Genomic DNA, 16450 nt, shown 5'->3' on the forward strand with positions numbered 1-16450 from the left:
CGATGCTGAACAGATCCGTTCCCGTCGGATTCGACACCGTGCTGGTCGCCAACCGCGGCGAGATCGCGGTGCGGGTGATCCGCACTCTGCGCGCCTTGGGGATTCGCTCGGTGGCCGTCTACAGCGACGCCGACGCCGACGCCCGCCACGTCCACGAAGCCGACACTGCGGTGCGTCTCGGCCCGGCCCCCGCCCGGGAGAGCTACCTCGCCATCGACCGGGTGGTGGCCGCCGCCGTGCGCACCGGCGCGCAAGCGGTCCACCCCGGCTACGGGTTCCTCTCGGAGAACGCCGCTTTCGCCGCCGCGCTGGCGGAGGCGGACATCGTCTTCCTCGGACCGCCGGCCCGCGCCATCGAGGTGATGGGCGACAAGATCACCGCGAAGAACACCGTGGCCGCGTTCGGTGTCCCCGTGGTGCCCGGCATCGCCACCCCGGGCCTGACCGATGACGAGCTGATCGCCGCGGCCGCCGAAGTCGGCTATCCGGTGCTGGTCAAGCCGTCCGCGGGCGGTGGAGGCAAGGGCATGCGCCGGGTGGACGATCCGGCCCGCCTGCCGGAGGCGCTGCGCAGCGCCCGGCGCGAGGCCGCCGCCGCGTTCGGCGACGACACGCTGTTCCTGGAACGGTTCGTCACCCGGCCGCGGCACATCGAGGTGCAAATTCTCGCCGACCAGTTCGGCAACGTGCTGCATCTGGGCGAGCGCGAATGCAGCTTGCAGCGCCGCCACCAGAAGGTGATCGAGGAGGCTCCCTCGCCGCTGCTGGACGCGGCCACCAGGGCCAGGATCGGCGCGGCGGCCTGCAACACCGCGCGCAGCGTGGACTACGTGGGCGCGGGCACCGTGGAGTTCATCGTCTCCGCCGACCAGCCGGACGAGTTCTTCTTCATGGAGATGAACACCCGCCTGCAGGTAGAGCATCCGGTCACCGAGCTGGTCACCGGCGTCGACTTGGTGGAATGCCAGGTCCGGGTGGCGGCCGGGCAGAAGCTTGCGGTGGCGCAGGACGACATCCGGATGGTCGGGCACGCGATCGAGGCCAGGGTGTACGCCGAGGATCCGGGGCGCGGGTTCCTGCCCACCGGCGGCACGGTGCTCGACCTCGACGAGCCGGAAGGTCCCGGCGTCCGGGTCGACTCGGGCCTGCGGATCGGCACGCGCGTCGGCAGCGATTACGACCCGATGCTGTCGAAGGTCATCGCGCACGCCGGTGATCGCGCCGCCGCGCTCGCGAAACTGGATCGCGCGCTGGCCGACACCGTGCTGCTCGGCGTGACCAGCAATATCGAATTCCTGCGTTTCCTGCTCGCCGACCCGGACGTGGCCGAAGGACGGCTGGACACCGCCCTGCTGGACCGGCGGGTCGCCGACTTCCGGCCCGCCGCCGTGGGCGACGACGAGTTCGTCGCCGCGGCGGCCTGGCACTGGGTGCGCCGCTGGCCCGCCGCGCCGCGCGACCCCTGGGAGGTGCCCTCCGGCTGGCGGATCGGGGCCGACGCGCCGACGCCGATCCGGCTCGCGGGCGGCGAGCGGGTCGAGCACGTCTACCTGTCCGGCACGCCGGACGACGGCACGGTGCGGGTCGACGAGGGCGAAAGCCGCGCACTGACCGCGGTATTCACCGCCTCCGGCGATCGATGCGCGGGCGAACTCGCCCTCACCCTGGACGGCCTGCGCCGCACCTACCGGGTCGCCGAGCAGGACGGCTTGTTGTGGGTGGCCGGACCGTCCGGCATCGCGGTGCTGCGCGAAGTGGCCGAGGTCAACGTGCGCGGCGGCGACGAGCACGTGGGCGACGCCGAGATCCGCTCCCCCATGCCCGGCTCGGTGATCGCGGTGCCGGTCGCCTCCGGCGCCGCCGTCGCGGCGGGCGATCCGGTGGTCATCGTGGAGGCGATGAAGATGGAGCACTCGCTCACCGCGCCGGTCGCCGGAACCGTCGAACTACTGGTCGAACCCGGCGCGCAGGTGCGCCTGGACCAAGTGCTGGCGCGCGTCGTCGCGCAGGCCGCAACGAATCCCACCGAACGAGAAGGAATCCCCGCATGACCGACTTCCTGTCCACCGGCACGCTGCCGGAGGAGTACCGCGATCTCGCGCTGACCGTGCGCGACTTCGCGCGGTCGGTGGTCGCTCCGGTGGCGGCCGAGCACGACGCGAACCACACCTTCCCGTACGAAGTGGTCGCGGGGATGGCCGAGATGGGCCTGTTCGGCCTGCCGTTCCCGGAGGAGTACGGCGGCATGGGCGGCGACTACTTCGCGCTGTGCCTGGCGCTCGAGGAACTGGGCAAGGTCGACCAGAGCGTGGCGATCACGCTGGAGGCGGGCGTCTCGCTCGGCGCGATGCCGATCTACCGCTTCGGCAACGACAAGCAGAAACAGGAATGGCTGCCGCGGCTGACCAGCGGCCGCAACCTCGCCGCGTTCGGGCTCACCGAACCGGGCGCGGGCAGCGACGCGGGCGGCACCAGGACCACCGCGGTCATCGACGGCGGCGAATGGATCATCAACGGCAGCAAGCAGTTCATCACCAATTCCGGCACCGACATCACCAAGCTCGTCACGGTGACCGCGGTGACCGGGAACACCGGCGGCAAGAAGGAGATCTCGACGATCCTGGTGCCGACCGACACACCCGGTTTCGTCGCCGAGCCCGCGTACAACAAGGTCGGCTGGAACGCCTCCGACACCCATCCGCTCAGCTTCACCGACGTCCGCGTCCCCGAGGAGAATCTGCTCGGCGAGCGCGGGCGCGGTTACGCGAACTTTCTGCGCATCCTCGACGAGGGCCGCATCGCCATCGCCGCGCTCGCGGTCGGCGCCGCGCAGGGCTGTGTGGACGAGAGCGTGCGCTACGCCAAGGAGCGCGAGGCGTTCGGCCAGGCGATCGGGCGCAATCAGGCCATCGCGTTCAAGATCGCCAGGATGGAGACGCGGGCGCACGCCGCGCGCACGGCCTACTACGACGCGGCGGCGCTGATGCTGGCGGGCAAGCCGTTCAAGAAGCAGGCGTCCATCGCCAAGCTGGTGGCCAGCGAGGCCGCCATGGACAACGCTCGCGACGCGACGCAGATCTTCGGCGGCTACGGCTTCATGAACGAATACGCCGTCGCCCGGCACTATCGCGACAGCAAGATCCTGGAAATCGGCGAGGGGACGACGGAGGTGCAGCTGATGCTGATCGGACGGGAGCTGGGCCTGTGACCCGGCGGACGATCGTGCAGCGCGGCCTGTGGTTCGAGGAGTTCGACACCGAGGTGGTCTACGAGCACCGCCCCGGCCGCACCATCACCGAGGCGGACAACGTCCTGTTCACCACGCTCACCATGAACACCCAGGCGCTGCACCTGGACGCGGCGTTCAGCGATCGATTGCCTCCGTTCAATCAGCGGTTGGTGAACTCGATGTTCACCCTGTCCACGTTGATCGGACTGTCGGTGGCGCAGCTGACCCAGGGCACCATCGTGGCCAACCTCGGCTTCTCGGAGGTCGCTTTCCCCAAGCCGCTGTTCCATGGCGACACCATGTACGCCGAAACCGTGGTCACCGACAAGCGCGAATCGAAGAGCCGTCCGGGCGAGGGCATCGTGACCTTCGCGCACACGGCGCGCAATCAGCACGGCGAGGTCGTGGCAACGGCGGTGCGCAAGACGCTGGTGCGCAAGGCTCCGGAGGGCGTGGCATGAGGCGTCCGGTCCGGGTGAGACAACCCAAGGTCACCACGAACAGCGATGCGGATGCCCACAACCGACCCAGCATGAGCGGCCCGGCCCTGAGGCAGCACAGCGGCACTACACCGGGCTCCGTGGGTATCCACAACCGACACAGCATGAGCGGTTCGGCCCGGAGTCGGCAGGGTCGCGCTCATGCCGGAGGCGATGCAGCATGAATTGGCAGATGGCAGGTCCGGCCTGGTTGTTCTGCCCGGCCGATCGTCCCGAGCGCTTCGCGAAGGCGGCGGCTGCGGCCGACGTCGTGATTCTCGACCTCGAGGACGGCGTCGCCGCGCACGACAAAGCGGCGGCGCGCAAGGCGCTGCTGGATACACCGCTCGATCCGGCGACCACGGTGGTGCGCGTCAACGCGGCGGGTACCGAGGACCACGCGCTCGATCTGGCGGCACTCGCCGACACCGCCTACCGCAGGCTCATGCTGCCGAAATGCGAGTCCGCCGAACAGGTCACCGCGCTGGCGGACTACGCGGTGATCGCGCTGATCGAGTCGCCGCTCGGCGCGCTGACGGTCGGCGAGGCGATGACGGCGGCCAACGCGATCGGCGTCATGTGGGGCGCGGAGGACCTGGTGGCCGGGCTCGGCGGCACCGCGAGCAGGCACGCCGACGGCAGCTACCGCGACGTGGCGCGACACGTCCGCTCCCGCGCGCTGCTGGCCGCCAAGGCGTACGGCAAGTTCGCGCTGGACTCGGTGTATCTGGACATCCGCGATCTGGACGGCCTGCGAGCAGAGGCCGAGGACGCGGTCGCGGTCGGATTCGACGCCAAGGTCGCGATCCACCCCAGCCAGGTGCCGGTGCTGCGGGCCGCCTACGCGCCGTCCGAGGAGCAGATCGATTGGGCCCGCCGAGTGCTGGCGGAAGCGCCGAACCACCGCGGTGTCTTCGCCTTCGAGGGCAGGATGGTCGATGGCCCCGTGTTCCGGCACGCCGAGCAGATCGTGCGGCGCGCCGACCGCGCCTGAACGCAGAGTTTCCCCAGTCGAGAGGACCGCGATGCAACCACAATGGGTGCCGACCGAAGAAGACATCGCCGAGGCGAGGATCACCGACTTCGCCCGATTCGTCGCGGAACGCACCGGTGTGCACGCGACCGACTATCACGCGCTGTGGCAGTGGTCGGTCGACGATCTCGCCGGGTTCTGGCACGCGGTCTGGGACTACTTCGAGCTCGGTGACATCGCGGGCGAAGTGTTGGCGAGCGCGGAGATGCCGGGCGCGCAGTGGTTCCCCGGCACCCGGTTGAACTATGTGGACCAGGTGATCCGGCAGCTGCGCACCGACCGGCCCGCGATCAAGGCGGTCAGTGAGGACGCTCCGATCCGCGAGGTGTCCTGGGCCGAACTGATCGACCACACCGCCGCTTTCGCACAGACGCTGCGGTCGCTGGGTGTGCGGCCCGGCGACCGGGTGGCCGGGTATCTGCCGAACATCCCGGAAGCGGTGATCGCGTTCCTGGCCACCGCGAGCATCGGCGCGATCTGGAGCGCCTGCGGACAGGACTACTCGCCGAAAGCCGCGCTGGACCGTCTCGGGCAATTGGAGCCGACTGTCCTGGTCACCGCCGACGGCTACCGCTTCGGCGGCAAGGCGCACGACAAGCGCGACGACATCGCCGCGTTGCGTGTGGGCCTGGACTCGCTGAAGGGCACGATCGCGGTCTCCCGGCTCGGGCTGGACGTGCCGGACGCGACCTCGTGGGACGAGGCGGTGACCACCACCGACGGGCTGCCTCCGGTGATCACCACGGAGTCGGTGGATTTCGACCATCCGCTGTGGATCGTGTTCTCCTCCGGCACCACCGGCCTGCCCAAGGGCATCGTGCACGGCCACGGCGGCGTGCTGCTCGAACACCTCAAAGCCGTTGCCCTGCAATCCGACATCGGACCCGAGGACACTTTCTTCTGGTACACCAGCCCGAGCTGGATGATGTGGAACTTCCAGATCGCGGGCCTGCTGGCCGGGGCGACCATCGTCACCTACGACGGCAGCCCTACCGCGCCGACCCCCGACGCGCTGTGGCGGATCGCCGCCGAGGTCGGCGCCACCGTGCTCGGCGCCAGCCCCGGCTATGTGCTGGCCTGCATCAAAGCGGGGTCGGTGCCGCGCACCGAGCACGACCTGTCGGCCCTGCGCACCGTCGGCATCACCGGCTCCTCGCTGCCCACCTCCTCGGCGCTGTGGCTGGGCGAGAACGTCGGCGAGCACGTCCAGGTGTCCTCGATCAGCGGCGGCACCGACGTGGTGTCCGCGTTCATCGGGGGCGCGCGCACCGTGCCTGTGTGGCCGGGTGAGCTGTCGGCGCCCTTCCTCGGCGTCGCGCTGGACGCCTACGACCCGGCGGGGCAGCCGGTGCGCGGCGAAGTCGGCGAGCTCGTCGTCACCGCGCCGATGCCGTCCATGCCGGTCTCCTTCTGGCGCGACGAGGACGGGAAGCGTTATCACGACGCGTATTTCGACATGTTCCCCGGCGTGTGGCGGCACGGCGACTGGATCACCATCACCGACCACCACAGCGTGGTCGTGCACGGGCGGTCGGACTCCACGCTCAACCGGCACGGCATCCGGATGGGCAGCGCCGACATCTACCAATCCGTCGAACGGCTCCCGGAGATCGCCGAAGCGCTGGTGATCGGCGCCGAGCAGCCCGACGGCGGATACTGGATGCCGCTGTTCGTGACCCTCGCGCCCGGCGCGGAACTCACCGACGAGCTGAAAGCGCGCGTCAACAGCACCATCCGCACCGAGGTATCCCCCCGCCACGTGCCCGACGAGATCATCCTGGCCCCCGGCATCCCGCACACCCGCACCGGGAAGAAGCTCGAGGTACCGATCAAGAAGCTGTTCCAGGGCGCCGACCCGACCCGCGTCGTCGAACGCAGCGCCGTGGACAACCCGGACCTGCTCGACTGGTACGGCGCGATCCGGCCCGGCGCGCAGGGCTGAGGGCGCTCCCGACTTCGGCTGCGGACGATCCCGATCAGTTGTCGGACGCAGTGCCGGGAGCGCCCGAATCGGACGCCGCGATCCGGAACGGGCGCGGCTGTGTGCGTCGCGAGTTCGGCTGCGGCGCAGGATTCTATCGGCGGTAGCCGCGCCCGCCGATGGACGCGGTGAAGACCGCCGCCCGCGCGCCGCGGGCGGCTTCCAGGTTGCGCTTCTCCTGCGGGGTGAGCCGATAGCGCGCCGTGATCCGCCGTACCGCGGCGACCACGGCGCCGAGCACCGGGATGGGGTCCACCGGGCGCAAAGCCGACGCCATGACGAACTCCTTACCAGAAAGACGCACCGGTACAAGCGGTTTCGGACAAACGGAGTATTGGAAGGTGAGCCGGGGTACGCGAGCGGCGGGCATCGGGCATGGACCGGCGTCCGGGTTTCTCCTAGCGTGGAGGCGACAGCCGGTTCGACATGCGCGTGGAGGTGGCATCGTGGCCGCACAGGACGTCCGAGAACGCACGGAGCCCGCGGGTTTTCCGCCTGGGCCCGCGCTGCCGCCGCTCGTGCAGAGCGCGTTGTTCCAGCGGGACCGGGCCCGGTTCCTCACCGCGATGGCGCGCCGCTACGGTGACGTCTTCACCCTGCGGATCCCGCCGTTCGCCGACCGCGTCGCGGTGTACTCCCGCCCCGAGCACATCAAGGAGATCTTCGCGGGCGATCCGCACGACCTGCACGCGGGCGAGGGCAACCAGATCCTCGGTGCGATCATGGGCCCGCACTCGCTGCTGCTGACCGACGAGGCCGAGCACGCGCGGGCGCGCAGGCTGCTCATGCCCGCGTTCAACGGCGCCGCGCTGCGCGGCTACCGAGCGCTGATCTCCGAGATCGCGGCCGCGGAGATCGGCGGTTGGGCGTCCGGATCCACGGTGCGCATGCTGGACCGGATGAACGCGCTCACCCTCGAGGTGATCACGCGGGTGGTCTTCGGCGTCACCGACGAGCGGACCAGGGCCGAGCTGAACCCGCGCCTGAACCGGATCGTCCACCTGAATCCGCTGGTGTTCCTGGGTTTGAAGAGCGACCGATTGCGGCGGGTCGGCCCGTGGAAGAGCTTCGCCGAGAACCTGGCCGCGGTCGACGCCTTGCTCTACGCGGAGATCGCCGAGCGGCGGCGGGCGACCGATCTGGCCGGGCGCACCGACGTGCTGTCGCGCCTGCTCGAGGTCGGCGCGGGCGACGGCGACGCGCCGCTCACCGATGCCGAACTGCGCGACCAGCTCATCACGCTACTGCTGGCCGGGCACGAGACCACCGCCTCGGCGCTGTCCTGGGCACTCTACGAACTCGCCGCCGACGCCGAGATCCAGCGGCAGGCCTCGGAGGCCGCGCGCACCGGCGACGACCGATACCTGGACGCGGTGCTCAAGGAGGCCATGCGGTTGCACACCGTCATCTCCGGCACCAATCGAAAACTGACCAGGGACATGACGATCGGCGGACAGCGGCTGCCCGCGGGCACCGTGGTCGCCACGTCGATCGTCCTCGCACACCGCCGTACCGAGGCCTACCCCGACGTCGCCGTGTTCCGCCCGGCCCGCTTCCTCGACGGCGAAGTGGCGCCGAACACCTGGCTGCCGTTCGGCGGCGGTGTGCGGCGATGCATCGGCGCGGGGTTCTCACTGCTCGAGGGCGCCACGGTGCTGCGCGAAATCCTCGTCCGCGACACGCTTTCGCTCCCGGCGGGCAGCGCGCCCGAGCGCGGCAAGATCCGCAACATCACCACGGTGCCGCGCGGCCGGGCGCGGGTGGTGGTCGACCGGCGGTCAACCAGTATGTGAACAATGATTCTGTGTTCGATCAGCACTTGTACTGGATTTATATTCGTGTAAGTTTATCTCTGTTCGACAGCTAGTCCCGGCACGGCGCGCATCGTGCCCCGCGCTTCGGCCGAGTCCAGCTGTCGACTTCCGGACGCACCGGCGCGCACATCCCGCCTCGTCGCATGCCGGCGCGCACCGGAGAACAGGTACAGCTCCCGGGGGCCGCTCATCCCCGGGAGCCGTATCCCGTGGCACGGCCAGCCCGGCCATACGGCCAGGTCGTTACGATGTTCGTCATGAGTGTCGACAATCGCCGTACGGCGCGGAAGGCGAGCAGCGGCGACTCGGCACCTCGCGAGATCCGGCGCAGACCGAAGAACCGCCGTGCCCAGATCGCCGCCGCGTCGGCCGCCGCGTTCGGCGCGCTCGGCTACCACGGCGTCAGCATGGACGACATCGCCTCCGGGCTCGGCATCAGCTCCGCGGCGCTGTACCGCCACTACCCGAGCAAATACGCGCTGTTCCGGGAAGAACTGCTGCGCGTCGGCCAGGCGATGACCGAATCGGTCGAGCTGCCCGAGGAGGCGGCCGACTGGCCCGCCGAACAGCGGCTGCGGCACGTGCTCGACGCGCTCATCGCGGTCACCATCGACAACCGCCCCACCGTCACGCTGGTGCGCTGGGAAGTCAGGTACCTCGAGCCGGACGACCAGACCACGCTCAACGACCAGCAGGCCACGGTACTCGGCGCGCTGGGCAGCCAGCTGGCCGCGCTGCGCCCGGAACTCATCGAGGAGGACGTGCGCGTGCTGCGCGCCGCCTTGCTCAGCACGATCACCAGCATCGCCGACCATCACGCCGCCCTCCCGGCGAAACCCCTTGCCCGCCTGCTACATTCGGCGTGCTGGTCGGTCGCCCACGCGAAGCTGCCCGCGACGCGCGCGGTCGAGCCGGTCGCGGTGGTGGAGATCCCGGATTCGTTCAAACACGAACTGCTGCTGCGCAAAGCGGTCGAGCTGTTCCACGAACGCGGCTACCCCAACGTCAGCGTGGAGGACATCGCCACCGCCGCAGGGCTTTCGGCGGCCTCGGCGGTGTACCGCTTCTACCGCGGCAAGAGCGACATCCTGGCCGCCGCGTTCCGCCGTGCCGCCGAACGGGTTTCCGGCGCCGTCGGCCCGGCCGTGGCGGCGGCCGGCGATGCCGAGGACGCGCTCACCGCGTTGATCACGCAATACGTCGCCGGATCGTTCGCCGAACGCGCCCTCACCTTCGTGTACTACACCGAGTTCCAGCATGTCCCCACCGAGGACCGCACGGTGCTGCGCAATATCCAGCGACTCAGCGTCGAGGAGTGGGCCCGGCTGCTGCGCGAGGTGCGTCCGGAGCTCGCTCCGGCGGAGGCGCGCATCCTCGTCCACGCGGCTTTCGCGGTGGTCGTCGACCTGGGCCGCGCCTTCGGCAACGAACCGCTGGCCGCCCAGGACCGGGTGCGCTTGCTGATGCAGCTGGTGCTCTTCGGACGGCCCGCGCGATAGTCAGGTAAGTTAGCAGAGATTCTCGCTTCGATCGGCGCATTGCGGGAGATTGAAGGCGGATCACCAGATTTTTGTGATCTACCATTCATTTCTTCCCGGGAGCGGGTAGCGTCGCTGTACCGAACGTTGTGTTGGGCTACCATCGCGGCATGGGTGCCCAGGACCGCCATGCCGCGGACAAGGCGGCCGACGGGACACCGGCACGCGTGATCCGGCGCCGACCACGTGACCGCCGCGCCCAGATCGCGGCGGCGTCGGCCGAGGCGTTCGGGGCGCTCGGCTACCACGGCGTCAGCATGGACGACATCGCCTCTCGGCTCGACATCAGCTCCGCGGCGCTGTATCGCCACTATCCGAGCAAGTACGCGCTGTTCCGCGAGGAAGTGTTGCGGTTGGGCGCGGTCAGCGCCGAAGCGGTCCGGCTGCCCGAAGCCACGGACCTGTCCGCCGAGCAGCGGCTCGCGCGGGTGCTCGACGCCTTGATCGAGGCCGCCATCGTCAACCGGCGCAGCGCGGCGCTGTTGCGCTGGCAGCGGCGCTACCTGGAGGAAGACGACGCGGACACGCTGGCCGATCAGCTCGCGGGCGTGAACGCGACGCTCACCGCACTGCTCGCCGAGACCAGGCCCGCGCTGTCGAAGGCCGATCGCGCCGTCCTGGCCGCGGCGGAACTGAGCGTGCTCAGCAGCATCGGTGATCACCATGTGTCGATCCCGGTGCGGACGCTCACCGCGCGGCTCACCGCGGCCTGCCACGCACTCGCCGCGTGCGAGCTGCCGCCGCCCGGCAGCGCCGAGGCCGAGAACTTCACCGCGACCGAGATCCCGCTCACCTTCAAACACGAATTGCTGCTGATGCGCGCGGTCGAACTGTTCCACCAGCGCGGATACCCGAACGTCAGCGTGGAGGACATCGCCAACGCCGCCGGACTGCCCGCATCCTCGGCGGTGTACCGGTTCTACCGCGGCAAGGGCGACATCCTCACGGCGGCGTTCCGCCGGGCCGCGGATCGGGTGTCGGCCGCCATCGGGCCTGCCGTCTCCGCGGCCGAGACGCCCCAGCAAGCGCTCGACACCCTGATCGAGTTGTACGTGGCCGGCTCGTTCGCCGAGCGCGAGCTGACCTTCGTCTACTACGCCGAGATCAGCAACGTGCCGCCGGAGGAGCGCACGGTGCTGCGCAATATCCAGCGCCTCAACGTGGAGGAATGGGCCAAACTGCTGGGCGGCGTGCGGCCCGAGTTGTCCGCCGCCGAGGCGCGGCTGCTGGTGCACGCCGCCTTCGCCCTGGTCGTCGACCTGGGCGAACGCTTCGGCTCCACCGACCCGGCCTGCTCCCCCCGGCGCGTGGTGCGCCTGATGCAGGCGATCCTCTTCGGCCACCTGACGCCGTAGCGCGGGTGGCCCACGGTCGTGGGCGACAGCGCACCGTCGGTCCGGTAACGGCGGCCGACCGACCGGCGAACCGGCTCGACGCCTTCGTTCGCGAGTGGGCACACGGCCGCGGCGAATCGTGTGTGGCCACCGCGGCGAGGTGCCACTCGATGGCACGAGTATCGCCGAGTCGGCCGAGCGCGGGAGTCGGCGCGCGTTGTACCGGCGGAATCGTGGCGGAAGCTTTCGTTCGCGGCTGGTCGCTCGGGGTGCTCGATTCCCGAGTCCGAGTACGGTGGGATCCGTGCCGACTACGTGGGCGTTGCCGATAGGCCGGACATCGGGCGCGGGTCCTGGGCCAGTTCGAGGGCACGGCCGGTTTTCGCCACCGGCGAACGCCGGGGCGGAATCGGCCTCGGGGCAATGCTGTTGCGGTAGAAAGGCCCGCGTCCGGTCCCGGCGCGACATTCGCAGGGCATCGGCGCAGTCTCCGACTTCGGAAAGAAGATTCTCATGAGCACAGATCTCGACGCGCAACCCGCCGCGGCATCCGGAACCTTTGCCATCGGCGGCGATCTTCCGGTGCATCGGCTGGGATACGGCGCGATGCAGTTGACCGGCCCCGGCGTCTGGGGTGACCCCAAGGACCCGGACGAGGCGGTACGGGTGCTGCGCCGGGCGGTGGAGCTCGGCGTGAACTTCATCGATACCGCCGACTCCTACGGTCCGTTCGTCAGCGAGAAACTGATCCGCAAGGCCCTGCACCCCTATCCGGAGGGCCTGGTCATCGCCACCAAGGCCGGTCTCACGCGGCAGGGTCCGAACGAGTGGCGCCCGGTCGCGCGGCCCGAATACCTGCGCCAGCAAGCGGAACTGAGCCTGCGCCATCTCGGCGTCGACCGGATCGATCTGTACCAGCTGCATCGCATCGACTCGCAGGTGCCGCTGGCCGACCAGATCGGCGAGCTGGTCGCACTCCAGCAGGAGGGCAAGATCCGGCACATCGGCCTCTCGCAGGTGACCGTCGAACAGCTGCGCCAGGTGCGCGAACTCGCCACCATCGTCTCGGTGCAGAACCTGTACAACCTCGCCAACCGCGCCGACGAGGACGTGCTGAACTACGCCGAGCAGGAGAACATCGGCTTCATCCCGTGGTTCCCCATCGCCACGGGCGAACTCGCCGCTCCCGGCGGTCCGCTGGCCGCCATCTCCGCCGAGCACGGCGCGACCCCCGCCCAGCTCGCCCTGGCCTGGCTGCTGCGCCGCTCCCCCGTCATGCTGCCGATCCCGGGCACCTCCAGCGTCGCGCACGTCGAGGAGAACATCGCCGCCGCGCGAATCGAGCTGACGGACAAGGAATTCGAGGAACTGTCGGACGCCGCCAGGTCGACCGGAAACTGACCGCCGCGGCTGTCGGCTGAGCGCCCCGCGGCGGGGTGCTCAGGCGGCGGCCGACGCGACCGCGACTTCACCCGGTCATGACTCATGCGCCCTGGCTGTCGTGGCGGGCTGGGTATTCATGACGCCGCGGCAATACGAGCAGCGATGGGGACGGCCACCAGATATCGACCGGCCCCGCGAGTGGCACATAACGGCCCGCATCAGAAGCCGCGGAACACCCCGTCGGCGTCGACGTTTTCGGAGAAGTCCTCGAAGTCCATGTTCGACAGCGACAGGTTGTTCTCCACGGCAGGCATTTCGGTGGGCACCACGCGGAAGGTCTGGAAACCGACGACGTCCGTGTTGCCCCGGCTCGTATCCACGACGAGTATCGGGCGTTCGGGATCGGTCATCGTTCGCTTGTCCGCCAGGAAGAGGTAGTAGGGCGGTGGCGCTGGAACGATTTCTTCCAACTTCTCCACCGTCAGACCTTCGAAGCGACGGTCATCGACCGGCGTGATATCCGCATAGGCGAGTATCCCGTCACCGAGGTCCCACGGCTGCAGCGCGGCATCCAAAGTTTCGGACCAGGCGGCGTCGTCGGCGAAATACGTTCTGATGAACAGGGAATCGCCGTCGGGCAACAGCATCGCGTTCTCCTCCCTCGCCGAGATCGGGCCCCTGTCGGCCGAACACGCAGCGATCACCACCACGGCCAACGCAGTGACCGCTATCGGACCGAACCTCACGTGCCGGAAGCCTACTCACTCCGTGCTCGGTCCCCCGGCGAGGCTGCGGTGGGTCGCACTCCCGCCGATTAGCGTCCCTTGCGGATATCGTTGATTCCATGGGAGATGTCGAGTTCCCTGCGGGCTCCGGTGACAACTGCTGCGACCCTGGGTGTGGTGGCGATTGCCACGCGGCACGATGCCACCACGCGGATACCACGACGGGCTTGGAATTCATGTCGCCGCAACGGTACGAGCAGCGATGGGGACGGCCGCCCGAAATCGACTGACACCGCGAGTGGCACATCACCGAGGGCCCACTCGGGTTCGCCGCGGCCGTATGCCACTCGCTCAGGTCGATGTACCCCTCCGACATCGACTCGGTTCCGCGGGCACCGGGAAGTCCTCGTACCCCGTCGTACGGGGTACGAGGACTTCGGCGCTGCCGGGGCTCCCTCGCCGTAGTCCCGTGCAGGGGATGAACGTCGTTGGCGGGCGGATCACGCTGCCGGCAACGAGTTCGGTGCGCTGACAGTCGGTCAGCGCGAGTATCCGTCGGCCCTGCTGTCGGGGACGACGCGGCCGGATGCGACCAAGGTGCGGAAGGCCGCTTGTTTGCGGGGGCAGGCGTCGGCGCGGCAGGGGCGGTGGCCCTGCATCACGCGGTGCGCCTGCTCGACGGTGAACGGCTCATCGGGCGGTCGGTGCGCGTCCTCCGCGCCGCCGTGCGGCAGGCAGGAGCCGACGCCGACGATCGCGGCCACCAGCAAGGTGCACGCGCCGAGCATGCTCAGCAGCGGATTCACGGCCGCTCACTGGTCGGCGGCCTGCCGGGAACAGAACGCCGACGCGGTTAGGTATTGCCTGCAGTGTGCGCCGTGCCCGGCGTGGACGGCGCACAGGAACCGCGCGCGGTCATAGGTCAGGCCGAGCGGTTCCTGCGAGCAGTCGCGGCTCTGAATCAACCACAGCTCTCGGACATCCGAGTGCAACACGTCCATCGTTCACCTCCATAAGCGCAGTGCACCCGGCACCGAGAAGGCGCCGCCGGAGCCGCGCTCGACACGGATGGATCGGGCCGTGTCGGGACCGTGCGCCGGGTTCCGGACAACGGGCGCCCTCGACAGGGTTTGGGCGGACCCCCGATGCCGGGTGCGATTCAACAGTGCGCGTTGCGATTCGGTAGATAACAGACCCGAATGCGGTAATTGCGAGTACTTTCCGTTTGTAGCGGCCTGGAGCGAGGAAGAGAGACCTATGGTGGAGGTCGACTGGACGGGCGAAGCTGTACATGCGCTTCGCACGGCGATGAAGCGAAGCCGTTACGAATTCGCGCGTCTGGTGGGCGTCACACCGCGCACCGTGGTCCTGTGGGAGAACGGCCGGACAACCCGGATGCACGCCGCTAGCCAGCGTCTCCTGGACAGGGTCTTGTCGGGCGTCGATTCCGTCGTCGCCGAACGATTCGAGCGCGCGATCACCACGCGCCAGGAGCCGGCCCCCGACTACGAACGCGCCGATTCGGCGCCCGAAAGGCACACCAAGCTCGGTAGGGAAATCGGGCTCGACAAGGAAGTCGAGGAAGACGACGTGAGAAGGCGAGAACTGCTGGCCTGCATCGGCGCGGGCATGGCAGGCCAGGCGGCGGACCTGGTGGCGAGCGAACCGGAGAGGATGCTGGCAACCCTCGACGCGGGGTCGATCAGCGAACGGCGACTGGCGTTCCTGGAGCAGTCGGCCGAGGTCCTGGGCACGCGGGTGGTGCAGGTTCCGCCCCACGAGCTGTTGCAGACGGGGCTCGAGCAATTCCGGCTGGTACGTGGCTGTCTCGGCGAACGGCAGCCCACCCATCAGCAGGTCCGATTGGTGCGCACGGCCGGACGGCTGGCGAACGTGGTGGGCGAGATCCTCTTCAACGAAGGGCATTTCGGTCAGGCGCGCATGTGGTATGCCACCGCGATCCACGCCGCGCAGGACATCGGCGACCGTTATTCGGAGGACATCGCCCTGGCCGGGCTCGCGTATTTGCCGACGTATAGCGATAAACCGAAGGAAGTTTTGCAGTTACTCGACGGCCGCTTGCAAGAAAATCCGTCTTACGGCCCGGCCGCCGCATGGTTGTGGGGAATGGCGGCGCGTGCGCACGCCAGTCTCGGGCACGCCGATGAATTCGCGCGGTGTATCGCACGATCGGCATCGGCTTTGGAAGACGTCGGGTCCGAAGACCTTTCGGTCGGTATTTTTTCTTTCCGCCCGGAGAAACTCGCTTTTTATCAGGCGATCGGATATTCCCGGCTCGGCCGCGCCGAGGAGACCGCCGTGGCGGCCGCCCGCGCGATGGCGTTGTACGACCCGTCGGAGACCATGGAGCCCGCCTTGGTCCGCTTCGAGCACGCCACGGCGCTGCTGGCCTCGGGCGAGGTCGAGGAGGCCTGCGCGGTGGCGACCAGCGCCATCACGAACGCGCACACCTACGTGGGGCTCACGGTCACCAAGCGCGCGAAACAGTTCGACTCGGCGCTCGGCGGCCTGCGCACCAGAGCCGTCGCGGAATGGCGGCAGCACGCGCACGCGGTGATCGACGCGGCGCACGCCGAGGTCTGAGCCCGGAGACGAGGCGGGGCGCACCGGTCGGCAGGGGGATGTGGACCGGCGCGCCCCGCGTATTCAGGTGGTCAGTTCGCCTCGGTGGACATGGCTTCGATGAGCGACTTGGGACGCATGTCCACCCAGTGCGTCTCGACGTACTCCAGGCAGGACTTGCGGTTGGCGGCGCCGTAGGCGATGGACCAGCCGCCGGGAACGGCGGCGAAGACCGGCCATAGGGAATGTTCGCCTTCTTGGTTGATCAGGACGTAGAACTTGGCGTTGTCGTCGTCGAACGGGTTGGTCATTTCGGATTTCCTTCTTCCTGGTCAGATCAGGTTGGGGGGT

General features: G+C 69.1%; 15 protein-coding genes. 10 read left to right on the forward strand and 5 right to left on the reverse strand.

What is annotated here, in order from left to right; genetic code table 11:
• The first annotated feature begins 2 nt into the window (after positions 1-2).
• The 5 genes from ACIHAX_RS00135 to ACIHAX_RS00155 all read left to right on the forward strand — a co-directional run bounded on the left by ACIHAX_RS00135 (position 3) and on the right by ACIHAX_RS00155 (position 6683).
• The gene (locus tag ACIHAX_RS00135; protein WP_397274995.1) at positions 3-2051 is read left to right on the forward strand and encodes a biotin carboxylase N-terminal domain-containing protein; all 2049 of its coding nucleotides are present in this window, start codon (positions 3-5) and stop codon (positions 2049-2051) included.
• On the forward strand, positions 2048-3208 hold the full coding sequence (locus ACIHAX_RS00140) for an acyl-CoA dehydrogenase family protein (protein ID WP_355074811.1): 1161 nt from the start codon (positions 2048-2050) through the stop codon (positions 3206-3208). Before ACIHAX_RS00135 ends, ACIHAX_RS00140 begins: the two co-directional genes overlap by 4 nt.
• The gene (locus ACIHAX_RS00145) at positions 3205-3690 is read left to right on the forward strand and encodes a MaoC family dehydratase (RefSeq protein WP_397274998.1); all 486 of its coding nucleotides are present in this window, start codon (positions 3205-3207) and stop codon (positions 3688-3690) included. Before ACIHAX_RS00140 ends, ACIHAX_RS00145 begins: the two co-directional genes overlap by 4 nt.
• A 199-nt stretch (positions 3691-3889) precedes the next feature.
• Positions 3890-4702: a CoA ester lyase gene (locus tag ACIHAX_RS00150; RefSeq protein ID WP_364424906.1), complete on the forward strand. Its 813-nt coding sequence runs from the start codon at positions 3890-3892 to the stop codon at positions 4700-4702.
• 31 nt (positions 4703-4733) lie between these two features.
• Positions 4734-6683 carry an acetoacetate--CoA ligase gene (locus ACIHAX_RS00155; RefSeq protein ID WP_397275000.1) on the forward strand — a complete coding sequence of 650 codons (1950 nt, stop codon included), beginning with the start codon at positions 4734-4736 and terminating at the stop codon, positions 6681-6683.
• 133 nt (positions 6684-6816) lie between these two features.
• Here the strand turns inward: ACIHAX_RS00155 and ACIHAX_RS00160 are convergent, their stop codons facing one another.
• Complete coding sequence (locus ACIHAX_RS00160) at positions 6817-6999, reverse strand: hypothetical protein (RefSeq protein WP_364424909.1); 183 nt, start codon at positions 6997-6999, stop codon at positions 6817-6819.
• A 169-nt stretch (positions 7000-7168) separates the two neighbouring features.
• Between ACIHAX_RS00160 and ACIHAX_RS00165 the strand changes: the two genes are divergently transcribed.
• The 4 genes from ACIHAX_RS00165 (at position 7169) to ACIHAX_RS00180 (ending at position 12809) form a co-directional block, all read left to right on the forward strand.
• On the forward strand, positions 7169-8515 hold the full coding sequence (locus tag ACIHAX_RS00165; protein ID WP_397275003.1) for a cytochrome P450: 1347 nt from the start codon (positions 7169-7171) through the stop codon (positions 8513-8515).
• A 278-nt stretch (positions 8516-8793) separates the two neighbouring features.
• Complete coding sequence (locus ACIHAX_RS00170) at positions 8794-10035, forward strand: TetR/AcrR family transcriptional regulator (protein WP_397275005.1); 1242 nt, start codon at positions 8794-8796, stop codon at positions 10033-10035.
• Between the two features lie 149 nt (positions 10036-10184).
• On the forward strand, positions 10185-11429 hold the full coding sequence (locus ACIHAX_RS00175) for a TetR/AcrR family transcriptional regulator (RefSeq protein ID WP_364424913.1): 1245 nt from the start codon (positions 10185-10187) through the stop codon (positions 11427-11429).
• A 492-nt stretch (positions 11430-11921) separates the two neighbouring features.
• Positions 11922-12809: an aldo/keto reductase gene (locus tag ACIHAX_RS00180; protein WP_355074830.1), complete on the forward strand. Its 888-nt coding sequence runs from the start codon at positions 11922-11924 to the stop codon at positions 12807-12809.
• Positions 12810-13009: 200 nt separating this feature from the next.
• Here the strand turns inward: ACIHAX_RS00180 and ACIHAX_RS00185 are convergent, their stop codons facing one another.
• From ACIHAX_RS00185 to ACIHAX_RS00195, 3 genes are all read right to left on the reverse strand, one after another.
• Positions 13010-13501, reverse strand: a complete 492-nt coding sequence (locus ACIHAX_RS00185) for a DUF6924 domain-containing protein (protein WP_397275319.1) — start codon at positions 13499-13501, stop codon at positions 13010-13012.
• 554 nt (positions 13502-14055) lie between these two features.
• Positions 14056-14322, reverse strand: a complete 267-nt coding sequence (locus ACIHAX_RS00190; protein WP_355074834.1) for a hypothetical protein — start codon at positions 14320-14322, stop codon at positions 14056-14058.
• Positions 14323-14328: 6 nt separating this feature from the next.
• Entirely contained in the window at positions 14329-14517 is a 189-nt protein-coding gene (locus ACIHAX_RS00195) for a hypothetical protein (protein WP_355074836.1), read from the reverse strand.
• Positions 14518-14584: 67 nt separating this feature from the next.
• Between ACIHAX_RS00195 and ACIHAX_RS00200 the strand changes: the two genes are divergently transcribed.
• A complete protein-coding gene (locus ACIHAX_RS00200; protein WP_397275008.1) occupies positions 14585-16120 on the forward strand; it encodes a helix-turn-helix domain-containing protein in 1536 nt (511 codons plus the stop codon).
• A gap of 71 nt (positions 16121-16191) precedes the next feature.
• On the opposite strand, the gene ACIHAX_RS00205 is transcribed toward ACIHAX_RS00200, so the two are convergent.
• A complete protein-coding gene (locus ACIHAX_RS00205) occupies positions 16192-16410 on the reverse strand; it encodes an MbtH family protein (protein WP_355074840.1) in 219 nt (72 codons plus the stop codon).
• Positions 16411-16450 lie beyond the last annotated feature (40 nt).

This window comes from Nocardia sp. NPDC051929 (genome assembly GCF_044548645.1).
Taxonomy (GTDB): domain Bacteria; phylum Actinomycetota; class Actinomycetes; order Mycobacteriales; family Mycobacteriaceae; genus Nocardia; species Nocardia sichangensis.

Bases quoted from the DNA above. Each gene is read 5' to 3' on its own strand.
- ACIHAX_RS00135 (WP_397274995.1), top strand. From the start codon at position 3: ATGCTGAACAGATCCGTTCCCGTCGGATTCGACACCGTGCTGGTCGCC.
- ACIHAX_RS00140 (WP_355074811.1), top strand. From the start codon at position 2,048: ATGACCGACTTCCTGTCCACCGGCACGCTGCCGGAGGAGTACCGCGAT.
- ACIHAX_RS00150 (WP_364424906.1), top strand. From the start codon at position 3,890: ATGAATTGGCAGATGGCAGGTCCGGCCTGGTTGTTCTGCCCGGCCGAT.
- ACIHAX_RS00155 (WP_397275000.1), top strand. From the start codon at position 4,734: ATGCAACCACAATGGGTGCCGACCGAAGAAGACATCGCCGAGGCGAGG.
- ACIHAX_RS00160 (WP_364424909.1), bottom strand. From the start codon at position 6,999: ATGGCGTCGGCTTTGCGCCCGGTGGACCCCATCCCGGTGCTCGGCGCC.
- ACIHAX_RS00170 (WP_397275005.1), top strand. From the start codon at position 8,794: ATGAGTGTCGACAATCGCCGTACGGCGCGGAAGGCGAGCAGCGGCGAC.
- ACIHAX_RS00175 (WP_364424913.1), top strand. From the start codon at position 10,185: ATGGGTGCCCAGGACCGCCATGCCGCGGACAAGGCGGCCGACGGGACA.
- ACIHAX_RS00180 (WP_355074830.1), top strand. From the start codon at position 11,922: ATGAGCACAGATCTCGACGCGCAACCCGCCGCGGCATCCGGAACCTTT.
- ACIHAX_RS00195 (WP_355074836.1), bottom strand. From the start codon at position 14,517: ATGGACGTGTTGCACTCGGATGTCCGAGAGCTGTGGTTGATTCAGAGC.
- ACIHAX_RS00200 (WP_397275008.1), top strand. From the start codon at position 14,585: ATGGATCGGGCCGTGTCGGGACCGTGCGCCGGGTTCCGGACAACGGGC.
- ACIHAX_RS00205 (WP_355074840.1), bottom strand. From the start codon at position 16,410: ATGACCAACCCGTTCGACGACGACAACGCCAAGTTCTACGTCCTGATC.